Source organism: Pseudomonas sp. GQ91, from assembly GCF_059758795.1.
In genome coordinates this window covers 37,559-57,517 of sequence record NZ_JCAXED010000021.1, presented here as the reverse complement: position 1 = coordinate 57,517, position 19,959 = coordinate 37,559, and the positions used below count along the sequence as shown (strand labels likewise).

Sequence of the window (19,959 nt, the reverse complement as noted above, 5' to 3'; positions counted from 1 at the left end):
TCAAAGCCTTGCGTGGCGTGCAGGCGACGGGGGTGTAGCGATATCGTTCCACTGTAGCGCTTTCAGTACAGATGGAGGTCGCTTTTGACGTCAGGACTTGGTGGGGATGCCGTACTTGCGCAAGCGATGGGCGATGGCAGTGTGGGAAGTCTGCAGGCGGCTCGCCAGTTGGCGGGTCGATGGGTAGCTGACATACAGCTTCTCCAGCAACGAACGTTCGAAATCTTCCACCGCCTGTTCCAGGCTGTCGACTTCACCGTCCCCCTGGCGCGCCACCGATGTGCCGGCGATATCCAGGTCACCGATATCCACCAGGCTGCTTTCACAGATTGCGGCGGCGCGGAAAATCACGTTTTGCAACTGCCGTACGTTGCCGGGCCAGCGGTTGCCCAGCAGCGCCGGATAGGTCCCGGGCGCCAGGCGGCAGACCGGGCGCTGGATCTGCGCGCAGGCTTGCTGCATGAAGTAGCGGGCCAGCAACAGGATGTCCTGGCCACGTTCGCGCAACGGTGGGACTTCGACGTTGAGCACGTTCAGGCGATAGAACAGGTCTTCGCGGAAGGTGCCTTCGCCGACCATCTTTTCCAGGTCGCGATGCGTGGCGCTGAGGATGCGTACATTGACCTTGATCTCACGGTCGCCGCCCACGCGACGGAAGCTGCCGTCGTTGAGAAAACGCAGCAACTTGGCCTGTAAATAGGGCGACATCTCGCCGATTTCATCGAGAAATACCGTGCCTTGGTTGGCCAGTTCCATCAGCCCTGGTTTGCCGCCGCGTTGGGCTCCGGTAAAGGCGCCGGGGGCGTAGCCGAACAGTTCGCTCTCGGCCAGGTTTTCCGGGAGTGCCGCACAGTTCAGCGCCAGGAAGGGCGAGCTGTGGCGCGCGCTGATGGCGTGACAGGCGCGGGCCACCAATTCTTTGCCGGTACCGGTTTCGCCCTGGATCAACAACGGGGCATCCAGCGCCGCGACCCGTTGCGCGCGCACCTTGAGCGTGCGAATCGCCGGGGATTCGCCCAGCAGCGCGTCAAACCCTTCGGCATGGTCGTGGTGCAGCGCCGACAGCCGCTCGCCGATGCGGTTGGGTGGATACAGAGTGAGCAGCGCGCCGGCGTCAGTAATCGGCGTGGCGTCGAGCAACAAGGTCTGGCCGTTGACATTGATCTCGCGCAGCGGCAGACGGAAACCGTGTTCCAGCAACGCGTCCAGCAGCGCGGGATCGTCAAACAGTTCGGCGAGGCTTTCTCCGGCAGGCTCGCGACCGTAGAGGGCAATCAACGCCGGGTTGGCCAACAGCACTTTGCCGGCGCTGTCCAGGGCCAACACCGGATCGGTCATGGCCGCCAGCAGGGCGTCGAGTTGCAGGTGCCGACGTTGGCCGGGAAGGATGTCCACCACCGTCACCGCTTGCACCCCGTGCACGCTGAACAGCGCGTCGCGCAGCTCTTCCAGGACCGCCGCGCTCAGGGTCGGCGCGTCGATGTAGACGTTGGGCGGGACCATTTCCACCGCATCCAGATTGAGATTGCGCCCACCGAGCAACGCCAGGACTTCCTGGGTGATGCCGACGCGGTCGATGAAGCTGACGTGGATACGCATGGACAGTTTTGATTCTGGAGTGCGGAGGGTGGGCAGTATGCCTTGTGGGAGGGGACAGGTGAAATCTGGCAGGTGATGCAGAGCACAATGTGGGAGCGGGCTTGCTCGCGAATGCGGTGTATCAGTTGATACATCAGGTGGCTGATACACCGCAATCGCGAGCAAGCCCGCTCCCACAAGGGATATACGTTGCGCTTACTCCAGGTGTTCGGGTTTGACCGGATCGCCCGGCTTCACATCCAACTGATGACGCACATCCTCAAACATCAGGTCGTACTGCTTGTGCATCGAGCCATTCAACACCGCGAGCTTCGGCATGCCGTACTTCTGTGCAATGTTCATCGCGTGCCGGGCAAAATCGAAGGCTTGGTCCTTGGGCAGGAAGAACTCTTCCTTGAGGTCCTTGCCCTGTACCGAGCCGTGCATCTTGAACAGCATCCCCTTGCCTTCCTGGGGATCCTGGCTGACTTCATAATCGATGCACAGGTTGTAGCTGTAGTCCGCCTTGTTCAGTGCATGGCGTTCAATGTGCAAGTGACCGGGTTCAAAAGTGGCCATAGGCATTTCTCCTTCAAGGCATTGGAGCAGGGTGGGCCTGAGTCCCACCCTGGGAATTTTTATAGGTAACTGATGCCGGATTTCGCCGTGCTGATCCGCGTGCCGGCGGTGCCCTGGACGATGGCTTCGATGTCCGAGAGTGAACCGATCACTGCGGTTTTGCCAGTGTGGCGGGCGAACTCGCAGGCGGCCTGGACCTTCGGGCCCATGGAGCCGGCGGCGAAGCCGAGTTTTTCCATGGCGTCGGGGTGCGCCTGGCCGATGGCTTTCTGGGTAGGCTTGCCGAAGTCGATAAAGGCCGCGCTGACATCAGTGGCGATCACCAGCAGATCGGCCTCCAATTGTTCGGCAAGCAACGCGGAACACAGGTCTTTGTCGATGACTGCTTCAATGCCCTTGAGTTTGCCGTCCTCGCCATACATCGTCGGAATCCCGCCGCCGCCGGCGCAGATCACGATGCTGTTCTTTTCCAGCAGCCACTTGATCGGACGGATCTCAAAGATGCGTTTGGGCCGCGGGCTGGCCACCACGCGGCGGTACTTATCGCCATCGGGGGCAATCGCCCAGCCTTTTTCAGCCGCCAGTTGTTCGGCTTCGGCTTTCGAATAGACCGGGCCGATAGGCTTGGTCGGGTGCTTGAAAGCCGGGTCGTTGGCGTCCACTTCCACCTGGGTCAACAAGGTGGCGAACGGTACTTCGAACTCCAGCAGGTTGCCCAGTTCCTGTTCGATGATGTAGCCGATCATGCCTTCGGTTTCGGCGCCCAGCACATCCAGCGGGTACGCTGAAACGCTGGTGTAGGCGGCCGCCTGCAACGACAGCAGGCCGACCTGCGGGCCATTGCCGTGGGCGATGACCAGTTCGTTGCCGGCGTGGATCTTGGCGATCTGTTCGGTGGCGATTCGGATATTGGCGCGTTGGTTGTCTGCCGTCATGGGTTCACCACGGCGCAGAAGGGCGTTACCGCCCAGTGCGACGACGATACGCATAATGCATTCCTTCTAAGCTCGCGGTCCGCTGTAGGAGCGAGCTTGCTCGCGAAGGAGGTCAAGGATAACGCGCTCATCCTGAACGAGCGCGGTGTCCTTGAGTTTTTCGCGAGCAAGCCCGCTCCTACAGGGGGATCGCGGTTGGGGTTAGATATCCGCGAGTGCCGAGACCAGAATGGCCTTGATGGTATGCATGCGGTTTTCCGCCTGCTCGAAGGCGATGTTGGCCGGGGACTCAAACACCTCTTCTGTCACTTCCACGCCATTGGCCAGGTGCGGATACCGCGCGGCGATGTCCTTGCCGACCTTGGTTTCGCTGTTATGGAACGCCGGCAGGCAGTGCATGAACTTCACTCGAGGGTTGCCCGAGGCTTTCATCATCTTGGCATTGACCTGATACGGCAGCAGTTGCTCGATGCGCTCGTCCCACGCCTCCACGGGCTCACCCATGGACACCCAGATATCGGTATGGATGAAGTCCACGCCCTTGACCGCCTCTGCCGGGTCTTCGGTGAGGGTGATGCGCGCGCCACTTTCCTCGGCAAAGGCCTGGCATTGCTTGATGAAGTCCTCTTGTGGCCACAGGGCTTTCGGCGCGCCGATGCGCACGTCCATGCCCAGCTTGGCGCCGATCATCAGCAGCGAGTTACCCATGTTGTAGCGCGCGTCGCCGAGGTACGCGTAGCTGATGTCATGCAGCGGCTTGTCACTGTGCTCGCGCATGGTCAGGGTATCGGCGATCATTTGGGTCGGGTGGAACTCGGCGGTCAAACCGTTGAATACGGGCACGCCGGCGAACGTGGCCAGCTCTTCGACGATTTCCTGGGCGAAGCCGCGGTACTCAATGGCATCGAACATCCGGCCGAGAACGCGGGCGGTGTCTTTCATGCTCTCCTTGTGGCCGATCTGCGACGACACCGGGTCGATGTAGGTGACGTGTGCGCCCTGATCGTGAGCCGCGACTTCGAACGCGCAGCGGGTACGGGTCGAGGTTTTTTCAAAGATCAGCGCGATGTTCTTGCCTTGCAGGTGTGGACGCTCGGTGCCGGTGTATTTGGCGCGTTTGAGGTCGCGGGACAAGTCCAGCAAGTAGTGCAGCTCGCGAGTGGTGTGGTGCATCAGCGACAGCAGGCTGCGGTTACGCATATTGAACGCCATGGTGGATCTCCTTCTGTTTAGGTTATCCCCTTGGTCGGCGCCTTATGAGCGGCGACCAAGGCCTGAAAATTAATAATCGATCGGGTCGCGAATGATCGGGCAGGTCATGCAGTGGCCGCCGCCCCGACCACGGCCCAGTTCGCCGGCACTGATGGTGATGACTTCCACGCCGGTCTTGCGCAGCAGGGTGTTGGTGTAGGTGTTGCGGTCGTAGCCGATCACTACGCCAGGCTCCAGGGCCACCACGTTGTTGCCGTCATCCCACTGCTCGCGTTCGGCGGCGAAGCTGTTGCCGCCGGTCTCCACCACGCGCAGGGTTTTCAGGTTCAGCGCGGCGGCCACGGTGTCGAGGAAACTCGCGTCTTCGCGGCGCACGTCGATACCGCCGGGTTTGCTTTCGTCAGGGCGCAGGCTGAAGGCGACGATTTGGTTGACCACTTCCGGGAAGATGGTGACCAGGTCGCGGTCGCAGAAACTGAACACGGTGTCCAGGTGCATGGCCGCGCGGGATTTTGGCAAACCCGCGACGATCACGCGTTCCACGGCTTTGTTCTTGAACAGGTTAAGCGCGAGCTGGCCGATGGCCTGGCGCGACGAACGTTCGCCCATGCCGATCAACACCACGCCGTTGCCGATCGGCATCACGTCACCGCCCTCGAGCGTGGCATTGCCGTGCTGCTGGTCGGGATCGCCGTACCAGATCTGGAAGTCGGCGTGGGTGAACTCGGGGTGGAACTTGTAGATGGCGGTGGTCAGCAGGGTTTCCTGGCGTCGCGCCGGCCAGTACATCGGGTTGAGCGTCACGCCGCCATAGATCCAGCAGGTGGTGTCGCGGGTGAACTGAGTGTTGGGCAGCGGCGGCAAAATGAAGCTGGAGTGGCCGAGGAAGTCGCGGAACATCTCGATGGTCTTGCCACCAAAGCTGTCCGGCAGGTCATCAGCCGAAACGCCACCGATCAAAAACTCGGCGACTTTGCGTGGTTCCAGGCTGCGCAGCCATGCACTCACTTCGTTGACCAGGCCCAGGCCGACACTGTCGGCGGTGATCTTGCGCTCCAGGATCCAGTCCAGAGCGTCGGGGAGGGCGACGATATCGGTCAGCAGGTTGTGCATCTCCAGCACATCGATATTGCGCTCGCGCATTTTGGTCACGAAATCGAAATGGTCGCGCTTGGCCTGGGCAACCCAGAGCACATCATCGAACAGCAGCTCGTCGCAGTTATTGGGGGTCAGCCGCTGATGGGCCAAGCCTGGGGAACACACCATGACTTTGCGCAGTTTGCCGGCTTCGGAATGTACGCCGTACTTAACTTTTTCGGTGGTCATTACAGATCCTCCAGTGAACGAGAGTTATAGAGTCAGAAAGCCGTCGTAGAGCCCATAGGCCGCCACCAGGGCGCCCATGACCACTGCGGCGAAAATCAGCTTCTCGACGGGGGTGAAAATCGGTTTGCCCAGCTCATGCTTGGCCTTGGCAAACAGGATCGCGCCGGGGGCGTAGAGCAGGGCGGACAGCAGCAGGTATTTAGTGCCGCCGGCGTACAGCAGCCAGATCGCGTAGATCAGCGCGATGCCACCGATGAGCAAGTCTTTCTTGCGCTCCGCCAGCGCGGTTTCGTAGGTCTCGCCGCGTACTGCCAGCAGCAGTGCGTAAGCCGCCGACCACAGGTAGGGCACCAGGATCATCGAGGTGGCGAGGTAGATCAGCGACAGGTAGGTGCTGGCGGAAAACAGGGTGATCACCAGGAAAATCTGCACCATCGCGTTGGTCAGCCACAGGGCGTTGACCGGCACATGATTGGCGTTTTCCCTGCGCAGGAATTCCGGCATGGTGTGGTCCTTGGCGGCGGCGAACATGATTTCCGCGCACAGCAGCACCCACGACAGCAACGCACCCAGCAGCGAGATGATCAAGCCGACGCTGATCAGCACCGCCCCCCAGTGACCAACCACATGCTCCAGCACGGCGGCCATCGACGGATTCTGCAGCTTGGCAAGCTCCGGCTGGGTCATGATCCCCAGGGACAACACGTTCACCAGCATCAGGAACAACAGCACGGTAATGAAACCAATGACTGTGGCCTTGCCGACGTCGGAACGTTTTTCAGCACGCGAGGAGAAAATGCTCGCGCCTTCGATGCCGATAAACACCCAGACGGTGACCAGCATCATGTTGCGTACCTGGTTCATCACGCTGCCCAGGTCCGGATTTTTCAGGCCCCAGATGTCGGCGGTGAAAATCTCCAGTTTGAACGCAAAGATCGCGATCAGGACAAACAGAACCAGCGGTACGACCTTGGCAACGGTGGTGACCAGGTTGATGAACGCGGCTTCCTTGATCCCGCGCAGTACCAGAAAGTGCACGGCCCACAACAGCAGCGAGGCACCGATCACCGCCGCCGGGGTGTTGCCTTCGCCGAAGATCGGGAAGAAGTAGCCCAAGGTACTGAACAACAGCACGAAGTAGCCGACGTTGCCTAACCAGGCGCTGATCCAGTAACCCCAGGCTGAAGAAAAGCCCATGTAGTCGCCAAAACCGGCCTTGGCGTAGGCATACACGCCGCCGTCCAGATCCGGTTTGCGATTGGCCAGGGTCTGGAACACGAACGCCAGGGTCAACATGCCAACGGCGGTAATCACCCAACCGATGAGTACCGCGCCCACATCGGCACTCGCCGCCATGTTTTGTGGTAGGGAGAAGATCCCGCCGCCAATCATCGAACCCACGACAAGTGCTACTAGAGCGCCTAATCGAAGTTTTCCGGGAGAATCAGACATCGCATGACTCCATTGCAGGAGAGAGAGGCCATAGAGTAAATCCGTGTGCTATTCAACTACCTGACTCAGATCACTTTATTGGCACATTCCATTGTGAATTAATAACTTGCGGTTAAAGAGCGAGTATCGGGAAACGCTTGGAAAAGCTTATTGCAGAGCCTTGTACCGATGCCGTCAGATCGATTTACTGAATGTTTGGAGAATTGACGCTAGTCCGCTTTCCACAAGATGCAACTTTTTTCATGTGCGCGTTGCCAATGACATCGCAGGAAAACCGGAAGTTGCATATTTAAATTTTAAATTTGTCTAAACTCCGCTAAGTGAAATGCCATTCAGTTATGAGACAGAGCGTTTTATTCGCGACGACTGATAAATCCCGGGTATTTTCTATAAGTTGGCGCACACGCAACGTTGCTAATTAAATTACTGTCATTAATCGCAGGAGTTCCGATGTCGCAACCGACTCAAAAGCTTCGACTGGGTGCTCTGGTCGCCTTGGTCGTGGGATCGATGATTGGTGGCGGGATCTTCTCCTTGCCGCAAAACATGGCCGCTCGGGCGGAGGTCGGTGCGGTGTTGATCGGCTGGGCAATCACCGCCGTCGGTATGCTGACCCTGGCGTTTGTGTTCCAGACCCTGGCCAATCGCAAACCGGACCTTGATTCTGGCGTGTACGCCTATGCCAAGGCGGGGTTCGGCGATTACATGGGTTTTTCCTCGGCCTGGGGCTACTGGATCAGCGCCTGGATGGGCAACGTCGGTTATTTTGTGCTGCTGTTCAGCACGCTGGGCTATTTCTTCCCGGTGTTCGGCCAGGGCAATACGCCGGTGGCCATCGGGTGCGCCTCGTTGCTGCTGTGGGCCGTGCATTTTCTGGTGATGCGCGGGATCAAGGAGGCGGCGTTTATCAACCAGGTCACTACCGTGGCCAAGATCGTGCCGCTGCTGATGTTCATCGTCATCGCTGCCGTGGCCTTCAAGGCCGAGGTATTCACCCGCGATATCTGGGGCTTGGGCAACCCGGATTTTGGTGGGGTGATGGACCAGGTACGCAACATGATGTTGGTCACGGTGTTCGTCTTCATCGGTATCGAGGGTGCGAGTGTTTATTCGGCGCGGGCGCAAAAGCGCGCGGATGTCGGGCGGGCCACGCTGATCGGTTTTCTCGGGGTGTTGGCGCTGCTGGTACTGGTCAACGTGCTGTCGTTGGGGATCATGAGCCAGCCGGAGTTGGCCACTCTGCAAAATCCGTCCCTGGCCGGGGTCCTGGAACATATTGTCGGGCCGTGGGGAGCGTTGCTGATCAGCATCGGCCTGGCGGTGTCGCTGCTCGGCGCGCTGTTGTCCTGGGCGTTGCTCTGCGCCGAAATTCTCTACGCCACGGCCCACGACAAGACCATGCCGGCGTTTCTGAAAAAGGCCAACGCCAACCATGTGCCGGTCAATGCGTTGTGGCTGACCAATGCGATGATCCAGGTTTTCCTGGTCATTACGCTGTTTTCGGCGAGCACCTACACCACACTGATCTATCTGGCCTCATCGATGATTCTGGTGCCGTATTTATGGTCGGCGGCTTATGCGGTGCTGCTCTGCGGACGTGGTGAAACCTACGAAAACGCCCATGGCGAGCGGCTCAAGGACTTGTTGATAGGCGTAATCGCGCTCGCTTATGCGGTTTGGCTGCTTTACGCCGGTGGCTTGAAGTACTTGCTGCTGTCGGCCTTGCTGTACGCGCCGGGCGTGCTGCTGTTTGCCCAGGCCAAGCGCGAGCAAGGCCAACCGTTGTTTACCGCGCTGGAAAAAGGCATTTTCAGCTGCGTGATCGCCGGGGCGTGCCTGGCGGCGTACGGGCTGTACAGCGGGGTATTGAGCTGGTGAAATTGCAGTTGGGCGACGGGCCAGCTTATGACTGAACGCGGTCACCACTGCGGTCGGTGTGAACCCAGTTCGCCCGCTGGCAAATCCCACTGCAGCGGCGTGCCGGTCATGGTTACCGGTGCCAGCAGGCGGTGGGCGGGGCCCCAGGCGGTCTGCTCCACCAGCACGCCCTGGTCGGCCGGGTCCTCCGCGCGCAGCGTCGGTTGTTCCACACCCTGTCCGGCCTCCAGCAACAGCTTCGCGGTGCGCGCCAGTGACAGCCGCGCTGAACCGCCACGTCCGCTTTTCAAGCGTTCGGCCAGTGCTCTCAGCGCACTGGCGGCCATCAGGTAGCCGGTGGCGTGGTCCAGCGCCTGCACTGGCAATGGCAGCGGTTTATCGGTGCGCTTCCATTGCATGCCCGCTTGGGCAATGCCGCTGCTCATCTGCACCAGGCTGTCGAAGCCCCGGCGATTGCGCCACGGACCACTCCAGCCGTAGGCATTCAGACTGATGTCAATCAGGCCGGGAGCGATCTGCTGTAATCGGCTCGCGTCGTAACCCAGTTGCTCCAGGGCATTGGCGCGATAGCCGTGGAGCAGGAGGTCGGTGTTCTTGAGCAAGTCTTCGAAGGTCTTGCGGTCGTCTGGATGTTTAAGGTCCAGGCGGGCGCAGCGTTTGCCCAGGGTCATTTCCGGCACCACGCCCGGTTCGTTCCAGTCGGGAGCATCGATGCGCAGCACATTGGCGCCAAGGCCGGCGAGGAAACGACTGGCCACGGGGCCGGCCAATACGCGGGTCAGGTCCAGCACGTTGATTGCGGCCAAAGGCCGTGCCACGGAACCCTGCCAGGGCTGTTCACGGAGGGCATCAAAGGTTTGCCGCGCAATCAACGGTTCCTGGTTGACCGCCCGTCCTTGCGGATGAGTCTGCCAGTCTTGCCATGTACGCATCTGCGCCGCACAGCCACCGACATCGATGATCGCCTGTTCCAGCTCGGCGGCGTTCCATTGGGCAACCTGGTGCGCCATGGCTTCACGATCAGCGACGGCGCCGAGCACCTGTTCGGCGGCGGCGCGATGATGCGGCGCGTTGGTGTGCAGGCGAATCCAGCCATCGGCGCTGGCGTAGTCGCCGGCGATCGGGTCCCACAGTGGCGGCGGCGTCCAGCCAAGCGGACGCAGCGAACTGGAGAACCAGAATGAGGCCAGGCGTCGATCCACCGAGACGCTGGGTAAACGTCCGGTTTCCTGATGCAGCAGTTGGGCAACCGCCTGGCCCGCCGCCCCGATACTGGCGCTGGCCAGTTCGGTAACGGCAAACGTCGATGGCAGGGCGCCGGCCTCGGTAGTGGTCAGCGGGGCGCTTGGCAAATCGAGTGCAACTTGGATGGGAGTGAGCAGATCGGTCATCAGAGGCCCTCCGTCAGAGAAGGACCATCATAGAAGATCTTCAGGGTTGTACTGCAACCCCCGGCTCCAGCGGCAGATCCAGGGTAGCGATAAAGCCGCCATCGATGTGGTTGGCCAGAATCAGATTACCGCCGTGGCGCTCCGCCGCTCGTCGTGCGATGGCCAGGCCGAGACCATGACCTTGGGTGGTTTGCCCGGGCGCGCGGTAAAACGGTTCGCCCAATTGACTCAGGTGCGTGGCGTCGACGCCCGGACCGTGGTCGCGCACGCTGATCACGATGCGTTCGCCCTGGCGTTGGGCGTGGAGTTCAATCGGTTGGTCGGGTGGGTTGAAACGCTGGGCATTGCGCAGCAGGTTGTCCAGCGCCCGCTCGAGCATGTGCGGCCAGCCCTTGAGTGCCAGCGCCGGCTCGCTGTGAAGCTGTATAACCTGGTCCGGAGCGCCGAGCCGGGCGTCTTTTTGCAGGGTCTTGAGCAGCAGGTGCAGGTCAACGTCTTCGGCGCTGGCGTTGTCGGCGTCAACCCGCGCGAGCACTAGAATTTCGCTGATCAAGGCCTCCAGGCGATCACATTCAAGGGTCAAACGCGGCCAGAGTTTTTCCCGCGCCTCGGGCGTGGCACGTTCCGCCAAGGCCAAGGCGATACGCAAGCGCGCCAGGGGCGAGCGCAGTTCGTGGGAGACATCCCGCAGCAACTGGCGCTGGCTGCCGATCAGGCTTTGCAGGCGAGCGCCCATGCGGTTGAAGTCGGTGGCCAGGACTCCGAATTCGTCGCGCCGGTTAGCCAGGCGCGCCAAGCTGTTTTGCTGATAAGTGGCTTGGCCAAGGTCGTGGACCGCGCCGCGCAAACGGCTGAGAGGGCGGGTGATGGAGAGTGTCACCAACAAGCTGAACAAGGTCAGCACCACCAAGGCAATGGCCAGGGCGCTCAGCGGCCAGAGCAGGCTGCTACGGTGCCAGGCATCCAGCTCCGGGTGCGCAATGCGATAGATCAGCAAGTAGGTTTCACCGGTTTTTTCACTGGTGTACTCAGCCGTCAGGCGCCGCCAGGGCAGGCTCCGGTCATGGCTGTCGCCCCGTCGGGCCTCGAGTGCGGCGGCCCGGCGCGGGAAGGTGCCGCGCACCACCGGATCACCGCTTTCGTTAAGCACCTGCACATCGACGTGGTATTGGCGTTTGCGTTGGCGCAGCAAATCCTGCGCGGCCTCTTCACCTTGGGTTTCGTACCGCTGCGTCCACTCTTCGGCCAGGTTTTTCAGGCCAGGATGGCGGCTGAGGATCCAGGCGTCCTGATTGAGCATGTGCCCCAGCAGGATCGACAACCCGGCAACCAGGGCGATGGCCAGCCAGAAGCTGGCAAGGATGCGCCAGAAAAGTGAACGCACGGAAAACCCTCAAACAGGAAAAGCCCGGCGGCTCGGGCCGCTGGGCTGGGAGATAGCTAATGCATTATTGCGCTTTTTGCGCCTTCCAGGCCTGGAATTCCTGCCATTCGGCCCGACGCTCGGCGCGTTTCTTGGCGATCTCGTCGAATTTCTTCTGTTGATCGGGTTTGAGCAGGGCGCGAATGTCGGTGTGGGTTTTCTGCTTGGCGGCGGCCATTTCGTCTTTCATAGCCTTCTGCTCGGCGGCCGGCAGTTTGTCCAGGTACTTCTTGACCAGTTGCTGGCGAGTTTCACGTTGTTCGCCCATCAACTTGCCGATCTGCTGGCGCTGTTCGCGGCTCAGGTCCAGTTGGCCGAAGGGGCCGCCTTTGCCGCGCATGCCGTGTTCACCCGCGTGGCCCGGGCCACCCATCATATGGCCTTCAGGGCCGCCCATGGGGCCAGGGCCTTCCGGCATGGCCATGGCAACAGTCGGCAGGGCTGCAGCGAACATTAGAGCGATCAGGGTCTTGCGCATGGTGTTTCTCCTTGTCTCGATTCCGGTGAGTCCGGATGTGAGTAGATTAAGGAGGTCAAGGTCAGCCGCCGTCAGCGCAGCGTAAAGTTTTGGTAAGGGAGGGGAGCAGCGGCAAGTTGCACGCTTCAAGTTTCAAGCTACAAGCCGGTAGCTCCAACTTGCCGCTTGCAGCTTGAGCCTTGCAGCTGCTTCAAAGACAGTAGTAATAACCGCGGCTGCGCAGCGCCATGATGCGCGGGCGGCCGTCGGGGTGCGGGCCGATCTTTTTGCGCAGGTTGCTGACGTGCATGTCCAGGCTGCGGTCGTACAGGGTCAGCTTGCGGCCCAGGGCAATCTGCGCCAGTTCCTGTTTGTCCAGCGGCTCGCCCGGTTGGCGCAGCAAGGCTTCCAGCAGGCGACTTTCGGAGAGCGTGAGGGTCAGTTCCCGGGTATCGATAGTGACAACGCCGCGCACCGGGCTGAAGCACAGGTCGCCCTGCTCCAGCTGGGTCGAGACGGCGGTCGGGTGGCTACGGCGCAATACGGCCCGCAAACGCGCAGTCAGTTCGCGAGGGTCGCACGGCTTGGCCAGGTAATCGTCAGCCCCCAGTTCCAGGCCGAGAATCCGGTCCAGCGGTTCGCCACGGGCCGATAGCATCAGCACCGGCAATTCCGGGTGATCACCACGCAATTGCTTGAGCAATTCCAGGCCGCTGCCGTCGGGCAGCATCACGTCCAGTACCACGGCCGCCGGAGCGGCGTCGGCCAGGGCCTTGCGGGCGCTTATGCCGTCATGGCAGGCGCGCACCTGGAAACCTTCCTGGTGCAACCAACTGGTCAGCAGCTCGCAGAGCTCCTGGTCATCATCTATCAGTAACAGCTCGCTCATGACTTACTCAATTTAGCCATTGTCGACGGCGCCGATGCCCGCCACTGGCAAAGATACCGCACAGCAGGGCGATCAGCGCCACACCTGCGCCTATCACAAACCATTGTTGTTGATCAGTGAGCCAGCCCGGCAAGACGCGGTTCTGAGTCTGCTTGAGCTGCAGGGCCAGACGTTGGTTTTCCTGGCGCAGCCTGCTCACCTGGGTACTTTCGCGGGTCGCTTCGGCACTTTGCAACTGTTTGCTCAATTCCGCACGCAGCCGTTCGCTTTCTTTCAAGCGTTGCTGCAGCTCGGTGATCTGGGCGCCATCGCTCAAGGACAGGGGCGTGGAGCTGCCGGTGCTTGAGGCTTCTTCAGCGTGGGCCGTAGCCCCGATTGTTAACACTGCCAACAGACACAACTGACTTAAGCGCATCGGAACTCCTGATTCCACACGAATATTCAGAATGTTGTCGGCAGGTTACCGAGAATATTGAGCGATTAGGCGTGCGCCCGGCCGGATAGGTTCAGCGCCAGCCGGATCAGGGCAAGACTTGTTTGAACGGTTTGATCACGACATCGGCATAGACACCTGCCGCCACATACGGGTCTGCCTTGGCCCAGGCCTGGGCATCCGCCAAGGACGCAAACTCGGCGACGATCAGGCTGCCAGTGAAACCGGCCTCTCCCGGATCATTGCTGTCGACGGCCGGGTGCGGTCCCGCAAGCACCACGCGTCCTTCGGTTTGCAGCGCCTTGAGCCGGTCCACGTGAGCCGGGCGTGCGGCGAGGCGTTTTTCCAAAGAGTTGGCGACGTCGGTGGCAATGATGGCGTAGAGCATGTCAGTCCTCGGTTTTTGGCGTGGTTGCGTCGGTGTCATGCAGGTGGCGCGACAGGTAGATGCCCTGGGCAACCAGGAAGACCACGGTCATGCCCAGGCTGCCGAAGACCTTGAAGTCGACCCAGTAGTCCTGAAAGGTAAAGGCTACGAACAGATTGGCCGCGCCGCAGAACAGGAAAAACGCGATCCAGGCGATATTCAGGCGAGTCCACACGGGCTCCGGCAGTGTCAGCGCATGGCCCATGATCCGCTTGATCAGCAGGCGATCACCGATGAAGTGGCTGCCGATGAAGGCCAGGGCGAACAGCCAGTTGACCACCGGCGCTTTCCATTTGAGGAAGGTTTCGCTGTGGAACGCCAAGGTCAGGCTGCCAAAGACCAGGCAGGCGATCAGGGTCAGCCATTGGCTTTTTTCCAGCTTGCGCTGGGAGATGAAGATCGCACCGTAGACCACCAGGGAGCTGATGATCAGCATCGCCGTGGCACTGTAGATACCGCCGAACGACAGCTCATGGCCGCCAATATCGATGATCCGTGGGTCGAGTTTGTAAACGATGAAAAACAGCAACAGCGGGATGAAGTCGATGAATTGTTTCACAGTAAGAGCCAGAAGCTGGATGTGGCGGCATAATACCAAACATCCTTGGTAGCGAAAGCGCCAGCTGACTTGAGGTTACACACTTCCGTGAATGTTGATCTGCACTGCCACAGCACGGCCTCCGACGGCGCCCTGGCGCCAGCGGTTCTGGTTGCGCGTGCCTATGAAAAAGGCGTGCGAGTCTTGGCGTTGACCGATCACGACACCCTTGAAGGCCTGGAAGAGGCACGCATTGCCGCCACCGGACTGGGCATGCAACTGGTCAATGGCGTTGAGTTGTCCTGCACCTGGGGCGGCGCAACCATTCATGTCCTCGGCTACGGCTTCGACGTCCAGGCCCCGCCGCTGGTGGAGGCCATTGCCACATTGCACGATGGCCGCTGGCTGCGGTCCGAGGAAATAAGCCGCAAGCTGGCCCTCAAGGGCATGCCCGGCGCGCTCGAGGGCGCGCGGGCGGTTCAGCAGGAACTGGGTGACAGCGGCAACGCCCCGGCGCGCCCGCATTTCGCGGACTGGATGGTGCGTGCCGGGCATGTGAAGGATCGGGCCGAAGCGTTTCGTAAATGGCTGGGTGCCGGCAAGTTGGGGGACGTCAAGTTGCACTGGCCGACCTTGGAGGACACCGTCGCTACCTTGCGAGCGTCGGGTGCCTGGGTCAGCCTGGCGCATCCGTGGCATTACGATTTCACCCGCAGCAAGCGTCGCAAGCTGATTGGCGACTATATTGAAGCGGGCGGCCACGCGATTGAAGTGGTCAACGGGCATCAACCTGCCGAACAGGTCGGCAGCCTGTCGATATTGGCCCGCGAATTTGGTCTGCTGGTGACCGCCGGCAGTGATTTTCATGGCCCGGGCGGCTGGTCCGAGATCGGCGAGTATCGCCCGGTCCCGGAAGATCTGCCGCTCTTGTCGGGGCGATTCAAGCATGACCCCATTACTTCCAGCGTTTGAACAGGTAGAAAACGTGAGTCAATTTTTCCAGATTCATCCGGAAAACCCGCAGGCGCGCCTGATCAAACAGGCGGTGGAAATCATTCGCGCCGGTGGTGTGGTGATCTATCCCACGGACTCCTCCTACGCTATCGGTTGTCAGATCGGTGACAAAAATGCGGTGGAGCGCGTAAGGCGTCTGCGAGCTTTGGACAAGAACCATAACTTCGCGTTGATCTGCAGCGATCTGTCGCAGTTGGGCCTGTTCGCCAAGGTCGATACCGGCACTTTCCGTCTGCTCAAGGCCCACACGCCGGGACCTTACACCTTTATCCTGAACGCCACCCGCGAAGTGCCGCGCCTGCTGCTGCACCCCAAGAAACGTACCATTGGTCTGCGCGTGCCGGAGCATCCCATCGCCTTGGCGTTGCTGGCTGAGTTGGGTGAACCGCTGATGAGCGTGTCGCTGATCATGCCCGGTGACGCCGAGCCACTCGAAGATCCCTACGAGATGCGCCAGTTGCTGGAAAAACAGGTGGACCTGATCATCGACGGCGGTTTCGGCGGCGGCAAAGCCTCCACCGTGATCAACCTGGCCGATGGCGAGCCGGAAGTGGTGCGGGTCGGTTGCGGTGATCCGGCACCGTTCATGGTTGAGGCCTGAATGTCGGTGGTGGAAACCGTCGACAGCCAGGCGGGCGCCCAGCAGGAGCTGCCATTCGCCATGGTCTATGGCCAGGCGGTCATGGAAATGCCGTTGGACTTGTACATTCCGCCGGACGCCCTGGAGGTCTTTCTCGAAGCGTTCGAAGGCCCGTTGGACTTGCTGCTGTATCTGATCCGCAAGCAGAACATCAACATCCTCGACATCCCGGTGGCCGAAATCACCCGCCAGTACATGGGCTATGTCGAATTGATGCAAACGGTGCGTCTGGAACTGGCCGCCGAATATCTGGTAATGGCCGCCATGCTGGCGGAGATCAAGTCGCGGATGCTGTTGCCGCGCTCCGAGACTGTCGAGGCTGAAGAAGACGATCCCCGCGCTGAACTGATCCGCCGCTTGCAGGAATACGAGCGTTTCAAGGCTGCCGCCGAAGGTATCGACGGCTTGAGCCGGGTCGGCCGAGATGTGGTGGTGCCCAAACTCGACGCGCCCGAAGCGCGTGCGCGTAAATTGTTGCCGGACGTGAGTCTGGAGGAATTGCTGATGTCCATGGCCGAAGTGCTGCGCCGTGGCGACATGTTTGAAAGCCACCAGGTCAGTCGCGAAGCCTTATCCACTCGCGAGCGCATGAGCGATGTGCTGGAACGTCTCAAAGGCGGCGGTTTTGTGCCGTTTGTCGAGCTGTTCACGGCCGAGGAAGGCCGTCTTGGCGTGGTGGTGACGTTTATGGCAATCCTTGAGTTGGTCAAGGAGTCCTTGGTCGAGCTGGTGCAGAATGAGCCTTTCGCGGCTATCCACGTGCGGGCGCGAGCCGAATAAAGAGCTGAATCGATGAATCTGACTGAACCCCGCGAACTGGCTCCGTTGTTGGAAGCTTTCCTCTTGGCCTCGGGTAAACCGCAATCGCTGGAGCGCTTGTACGAACTGTTCGAAGAGGCCGAGCGTCCGGAACCCGCGGTGTTCAAGAAAGCGCTGGAAACCCTGCGCAAATCCTGCGAAGGCCGGGCCTTTGAGTTGAGAGAAGTTGCCTCGGGCTATCGCCTGCAAATCCGCGAGAAGTTTTCGCCGTGGGTGGGCCGTTTGTGGGAAGAGCGCCCGCAACGCTATTCACGGGCGATGCTGGAAACCATGGCATTGATCGCCTATCGCCAGCCCATTACCCGCGGCGAAATCGAAGACGTGCGGGGCGTGGCGGTCAACAGTCATATCGTCAAGACGCTGCTTGAACGTGAATGGATCCGCATCGTCGGCTACCGCGATGTGCCCGGAAAGCCGGCGATGTTCGCGACTACCAAGGTGTTTCTCGATCACTTCAACCTGAAAAACCTCGACGATCTGCCGCCATTGGCCGAACTGCGGGAGATCGAGGCCGAACCGGTCCTGGATTTCGACGATGTGCCGGTGCCGCCGGGCCTTCAGGCGTTGGCCGACGCCAGCGCCGAGCCGGAAGAACCCAAGGACGAAACCAGCTTCCACACCTTGTTGCTGGAACTGGATGATATGGAGCAGGGGATCAAGACTGACTTTGATGACGTGTTGCGTGATGGGGTGGCCGAACCCGACGCGCAGACGCACGTCGAGACGCTGCCAACGGTCCCGGAAGCCGAACCCGAGGAAGATAGTCTCGGCGTGGCGCAGGCCCGCGAGAAACTCCTGGCCGCCGTCGCGGCCCTCGAACAGGCGCCGTTGAGCGACGAGGAAGACGAAGCGCGGGCGCTGGCCGAAGCCATCGAAAACGAACGCCGTCAGTTCGACGACTGACACAAGCCAGAATGTGGGAGCGGGCTTGCTCGCGATGGCGGTGGTTCAGTCACCGAATGCCTCGACTGATTCACCGCCATCGCGAGCAAGCCCGCTCCCACATTTGATTATCGTCGCCTGGGAGAATGCCTATGAGTTCCACCAAGGATCCGTGTATCAGCATCTGTCGATTCAGCGACGATATCTGTGTCGGCTGCGGCCGCAGCAAGCGTGAGATCCGCGCCTGGAAGAAGCTCGACAAGATCGACAAGCGTGCCGTGCTCGCCGAAGCCCAGTTGCGGTTGATCGCGCTGGGCGCCACCGGTCGGCGGAAAAGCAAATGAGCAGGCACTTATCGACTACTCTCTGATGCGCTACGTGCGTCATGCGCGTATGATTCGCGACCCTTTGGCGATACGTTCGCCCAAGACCCAGCGTTGAACACTCTTCAGGCCACGCCTGAATCGACACACCGGGAGGTGCTTAAGATGAATGAGCAAGACCAGAACGACACCCAGGAAATCGGCCCGGCAGGCGAAAAACTGCAGAAAGTCCTCGCCCGTATCGGCGTCGGCTCGCGCCGTGACGTAGAAGCCTGGATCACCCAGAAGCGCATCAAGGTCAACGGCGTCGAAGCCACCTTGGGGCAGCGCGTCGACTTGCATGATGCGATCACCATTGATGGCAAGGTCATCAAGCGTGAAGAGGCCGCCGAATCGGTGCGCCGCGTGATCATGTACAACAAGCCGGACGGCGAGATCTGCACCCGTGACGACCCGGAAGGGCGTCCAACCGTATTCGACAAGATGCCGCGCCCGAAAGAGGGGCGCTGGATCAACATCGGCCGTCTCGATATCAACACCACCGGTTTGCTGATGTTCACCACTGACGGTGAGCTGGCCAATCGCCTGATGCACCCGTCCTACGAAATGGACCGCGAATACGCGGTGCGTGTGCGTGGCGAAGTCGACGACGAGATGATCGAGCGTCTCAAGGCCGGTGTTGTGCTGGAAGATGGTCCGGCGCGCTTCACCGACATCAAGCAGGCGCCCGGCGGCGAAGGTTTCAACCATTGGTACCACTGCGTGGTGATGGAAGGCCGTAACCGTGAAGTGCGTCGCCTGTGGGAATCCCAGGGCCTGGTGGTCAGCCGCCTGAAGCGCGTGCGTTTTGGTCCGGTGTTTCTTAACTCCGACCTGCCGATGGGCCGCTGGCGCGAAATGAGCCAGTACGAAGTTGACATTCTGAGTGCTGAAGTTGGCCTGACGCCTGTGGCCATGCCGCAGATGAACGCCAAGAGCAAAGACAAGCTGGAGCGTATGCAGCGCAAATCGTCGCGTCCGGTGGCCCGTACTGAACGCGTGGCGCGCACCGTGCGCCCGGCGTTGAATGCACCGGCTTCCGGTGGCCGCATCTCCCGCGAACCGCAGCTGGAAGGTGAGCGTCGTCCATCGGCGCCCGCGCGTCAGGACGGCGAACGTGCGCCACGCACGCCACGCCCTGCGGGTCGTGGCGAGGCGCCAGGCGCGGGTCGCGGCAACCGTGGCGAATCTGGCCGTGGCGCACCGGCGTCGGATCGTCCGGCTGATAGTGCGAATACCAAGCGCCCAGCCAAGCCCGCGCCGAAAAAGCGCCCAGGCCTGAAGTTGGTGGACGACGAGCCATCGGGCAAGCGCCGAGGCGCGCCAGCCGGTTCGGGTCAGCGTCCGGGCTTTGGTCGCAAGAAGCCTTAAGGGCAGCCGCAAGTTTTAAGCTGCGAGCCACAAGAAAAGCGCCGACTCTCATGGGTCGGCGTTTTTTTTGCAGCGGACAGCAGTGTTTCAGCACCTGTACGTTCGTCCGATACCCTTGCGGGCTGCTGGCTGTTGGCAGGTTTTTTTGCCTGGCTGTAACGCAAAGCTGACGATTACTGCCTGGGATCACTCGGTCAATCTGCTGTCGTGTGTAGTGTAAAAGTTACCTGACAGCAGGTGGGCGAGTGTGTCCGCGCTCGGTCCGAACCGGTCGAGCGGTGTACAATGCGCCGCGTTTTACTGTGACCCCCTTGCGTATCCACGCAATAGGCCAACCTTCAAGGCTATCCGCC

General features: G+C 60.8%; 20 protein-coding genes. 7 read left to right on the top strand and 13 right to left on the bottom strand.

Going from position 1 to position 19,959, the window contains the following annotated elements; genetic code table 11:
• Positions 1 to 90 precede the first annotated feature (90 nt).
• The 6 genes from gcsR to arcD (AC6CIA_RS24710) form a co-directional block, all read right to left on the bottom strand.
• Positions 91 to 1,599: a transcriptional regulator GcsR gene (gene gcsR / locus AC6CIA_RS24735; protein WP_339530744.1), complete on the bottom strand. Its 1,509-nt coding sequence runs from the start codon at positions 1,597 to 1,599 to the stop codon at positions 91 to 93.
• A 195-nt stretch (positions 1,600 to 1,794) separates the two neighbouring features.
• Positions 1,795 to 2,157, bottom strand: a complete 363-nt coding sequence (locus tag AC6CIA_RS24730) for a DUF5064 family protein (RefSeq protein WP_498315725.1) — start codon at positions 2,155 to 2,157, stop codon at positions 1,795 to 1,797.
• A 59-nt stretch (positions 2,158 to 2,216) separates the two neighbouring features.
• On the bottom strand, positions 2,217 to 3,146 hold the full coding sequence (gene arcC, locus AC6CIA_RS24725; protein WP_498315724.1) for a carbamate kinase: 930 nt from the start codon (positions 3,144 to 3,146) through the stop codon (positions 2,217 to 2,219).
• Positions 3,147 to 3,293: 147 nt separating this feature from the next.
• Positions 3,294 to 4,304: an ornithine carbamoyltransferase gene (locus AC6CIA_RS24720; RefSeq protein WP_498315723.1), complete on the bottom strand. Its 1,011-nt coding sequence runs from the start codon at positions 4,302 to 4,304 to the stop codon at positions 3,294 to 3,296.
• A 69-nt stretch (positions 4,305 to 4,373) separates the two neighbouring features.
• Complete coding sequence (gene arcA / locus AC6CIA_RS24715) at positions 4,374 to 5,630, bottom strand: arginine deiminase (protein ID WP_498315722.1); 1,257 nt, start codon at positions 5,628 to 5,630, stop codon at positions 4,374 to 4,376.
• Between the two features lie 24 nt (positions 5,631 to 5,654).
• A complete protein-coding gene (gene arcD, locus AC6CIA_RS24710) occupies positions 5,655 to 7,082 on the bottom strand; it encodes an arginine-ornithine antiporter (RefSeq protein WP_498315721.1) in 1,428 nt (475 codons plus the stop codon).
• Positions 7,083 to 7,532: 450 nt separating this feature from the next.
• Between arcD (AC6CIA_RS24710) and arcD (AC6CIA_RS24705) the strand changes: the two genes are divergently transcribed.
• The gene (arcD, locus tag AC6CIA_RS24705; RefSeq protein WP_498315720.1) at positions 7,533 to 8,960 is read left to right on the top strand and encodes an arginine-ornithine antiporter; all 1,428 of its coding nucleotides are present in this window, start codon (positions 7,533 to 7,535) and stop codon (positions 8,958 to 8,960) included.
• Positions 8,961 to 9,001: 41 nt separating this feature from the next.
• Here arcD (AC6CIA_RS24705) and AC6CIA_RS24700 read toward each other — a convergent pair whose 3' ends face one another.
• From AC6CIA_RS24700 to AC6CIA_RS24670, 7 genes are all read right to left on the bottom strand, one after another.
• Positions 9,002 to 10,351, bottom strand: coding sequence for a CoA transferase (locus tag AC6CIA_RS24700; protein WP_498315719.1), 1,350 nt, complete (start codon positions 10,349 to 10,351; stop codon positions 9,002 to 9,004).
• Between the two features lie 40 nt (positions 10,352 to 10,391).
• Positions 10,392 to 11,735 carry a sensor histidine kinase gene (locus tag AC6CIA_RS24695; RefSeq protein ID WP_498315718.1) on the bottom strand — a complete coding sequence of 448 codons (1,344 nt, stop codon included), beginning with the start codon at positions 11,733 to 11,735 and terminating at the stop codon, positions 10,392 to 10,394.
• A gap of 64 nt (positions 11,736 to 11,799) precedes the next feature.
• On the bottom strand, positions 11,800 to 12,252 hold the full coding sequence (locus tag AC6CIA_RS24690; protein WP_339530760.1) for a Spy/CpxP family protein refolding chaperone: 453 nt from the start codon (positions 12,250 to 12,252) through the stop codon (positions 11,800 to 11,802).
• Between the two features lie 190 nt (positions 12,253 to 12,442).
• The gene (locus AC6CIA_RS24685; protein ID WP_339530762.1) at positions 12,443 to 13,120 is read right to left on the bottom strand and encodes a response regulator transcription factor; all 678 of its coding nucleotides are present in this window, start codon (positions 13,118 to 13,120) and stop codon (positions 12,443 to 12,445) included.
• Positions 13,121 to 13,127: 7 nt separating this feature from the next.
• Positions 13,128 to 13,535 carry an SH3 domain-containing protein gene (locus AC6CIA_RS24680; protein WP_498315717.1) on the bottom strand — a complete coding sequence of 136 codons (408 nt, stop codon included), beginning with the start codon at positions 13,533 to 13,535 and terminating at the stop codon, positions 13,128 to 13,130.
• Between the two features lie 106 nt (positions 13,536 to 13,641).
• Positions 13,642 to 13,941 (bottom strand): YciI family protein, encoded by a 300-nt coding sequence (locus AC6CIA_RS24675; RefSeq protein WP_498315716.1) that lies wholly within the window; start codon positions 13,939 to 13,941, stop codon positions 13,642 to 13,644.
• A 1-nt stretch (position 13,942) separates the two neighbouring features.
• A complete protein-coding gene (locus AC6CIA_RS24670) occupies positions 13,943 to 14,539 on the bottom strand; it encodes a septation protein A (RefSeq protein ID WP_498315715.1) in 597 nt (198 codons plus the stop codon).
• 87 nt (positions 14,540 to 14,626) lie between these two features.
• On the opposite strand from AC6CIA_RS24670, the gene AC6CIA_RS24665 reads away from it, so the two are divergent.
• The 6 genes from AC6CIA_RS24665 to rluB all read left to right on the top strand — a co-directional run bounded on the left by AC6CIA_RS24665 (position 14,627) and on the right by rluB (position 19,606).
• Positions 14,627 to 15,490, top strand: a complete 864-nt coding sequence (locus tag AC6CIA_RS24665) for a PHP domain-containing protein (protein ID WP_498315714.1) — start codon at positions 14,627 to 14,629, stop codon at positions 15,488 to 15,490.
• 13 nt (positions 15,491 to 15,503) lie between these two features.
• Positions 15,504 to 16,133 (top strand): L-threonylcarbamoyladenylate synthase, encoded by a 630-nt coding sequence (locus tag AC6CIA_RS24660; protein ID WP_090221361.1) that lies wholly within the window; start codon positions 15,504 to 15,506, stop codon positions 16,131 to 16,133.
• Positions 16,134 to 16,952 carry a segregation and condensation protein A gene (locus tag AC6CIA_RS24655; protein WP_498315713.1) on the top strand — a complete coding sequence of 273 codons (819 nt, stop codon included), beginning with the start codon at positions 16,134 to 16,136 and terminating at the stop codon, positions 16,950 to 16,952.
• Between the two features lie 12 nt (positions 16,953 to 16,964).
• Positions 16,965 to 17,894 (top strand): SMC-Scp complex subunit ScpB, encoded by a 930-nt coding sequence (gene scpB / locus AC6CIA_RS24650; RefSeq protein ID WP_498315712.1) that lies wholly within the window; start codon positions 16,965 to 16,967, stop codon positions 17,892 to 17,894.
• A 131-nt stretch (positions 17,895 to 18,025) separates the two neighbouring features.
• The gene (locus tag AC6CIA_RS24645; RefSeq protein ID WP_498315711.1) at positions 18,026 to 18,217 is read left to right on the top strand and encodes a DUF1289 domain-containing protein; all 192 of its coding nucleotides are present in this window, start codon (positions 18,026 to 18,028) and stop codon (positions 18,215 to 18,217) included.
• A gap of 144 nt (positions 18,218 to 18,361) precedes the next feature.
• Complete coding sequence (gene rluB, locus AC6CIA_RS24640) at positions 18,362 to 19,606, top strand: 23S rRNA pseudouridine(2605) synthase RluB (protein WP_339530773.1); 1,245 nt, start codon at positions 18,362 to 18,364, stop codon at positions 19,604 to 19,606.
• Positions 19,607 to 19,959 lie beyond the last annotated feature (353 nt).

Excerpts from the sequence above, each read along its gene's own strand:
- gcsR (WP_339530744.1), bottom strand. The coding sequence starts at position 1,599 with ATGCGTATCCACGTCAGCTTCATCGACCGCGTCGGCATCACCCAGGAA.
- AC6CIA_RS24730 (WP_498315725.1), bottom strand. The coding sequence starts at position 2,157 with ATGGCCACTTTTGAACCCGGTCACTTGCACATTGAACGCCATGCACTG.
- arcC (WP_498315724.1), bottom strand. The coding sequence starts at position 3,146 with ATGCGTATCGTCGTCGCACTGGGCGGTAACGCCCTTCTGCGCCGTGGT.
- AC6CIA_RS24720 (WP_498315723.1), bottom strand. The coding sequence starts at position 4,304 with ATGGCGTTCAATATGCGTAACCGCAGCCTGCTGTCGCTGATGCACCAC.
- arcA (WP_498315722.1), bottom strand. The coding sequence starts at position 5,630 with ATGACCACCGAAAAAGTTAAGTACGGCGTACATTCCGAAGCCGGCAAA.
- arcD (WP_498315721.1), bottom strand. The coding sequence starts at position 7,082 with ATGTCTGATTCTCCCGGAAAACTTCGATTAGGCGCTCTAGTAGCACTT.
- arcD (WP_498315720.1), top strand. The coding sequence starts at position 7,533 with ATGTCGCAACCGACTCAAAAGCTTCGACTGGGTGCTCTGGTCGCCTTG.
- AC6CIA_RS24700 (WP_498315719.1), bottom strand. The coding sequence starts at position 10,351 with ATGACCGATCTGCTCACTCCCATCCAAGTTGCACTCGATTTGCCAAGC.
- AC6CIA_RS24690 (WP_339530760.1), bottom strand. The coding sequence starts at position 12,252 with ATGCGCAAGACCCTGATCGCTCTAATGTTCGCTGCAGCCCTGCCGACT.
- AC6CIA_RS24685 (WP_339530762.1), bottom strand. The coding sequence starts at position 13,120 with ATGAGCGAGCTGTTACTGATAGATGATGACCAGGAGCTCTGCGAGCTG.
- AC6CIA_RS24680 (WP_498315717.1), bottom strand. The coding sequence starts at position 13,535 with ATGCGCTTAAGTCAGTTGTGTCTGTTGGCAGTGTTAACAATCGGGGCT.
- AC6CIA_RS24675 (WP_498315716.1), bottom strand. The coding sequence starts at position 13,941 with ATGCTCTACGCCATCATTGCCACCGACGTCGCCAACTCTTTGGAAAAA.
- AC6CIA_RS24655 (WP_498315713.1), top strand. The coding sequence starts at position 16,134 with ATGTCGGTGGTGGAAACCGTCGACAGCCAGGCGGGCGCCCAGCAGGAG.
- scpB (WP_498315712.1), top strand. The coding sequence starts at position 16,965 with ATGAATCTGACTGAACCCCGCGAACTGGCTCCGTTGTTGGAAGCTTTC.
- AC6CIA_RS24645 (WP_498315711.1), top strand. The coding sequence starts at position 18,026 with ATGAGTTCCACCAAGGATCCGTGTATCAGCATCTGTCGATTCAGCGAC.
- rluB (WP_339530773.1), top strand. The coding sequence starts at position 18,362 with ATGAATGAGCAAGACCAGAACGACACCCAGGAAATCGGCCCGGCAGGC.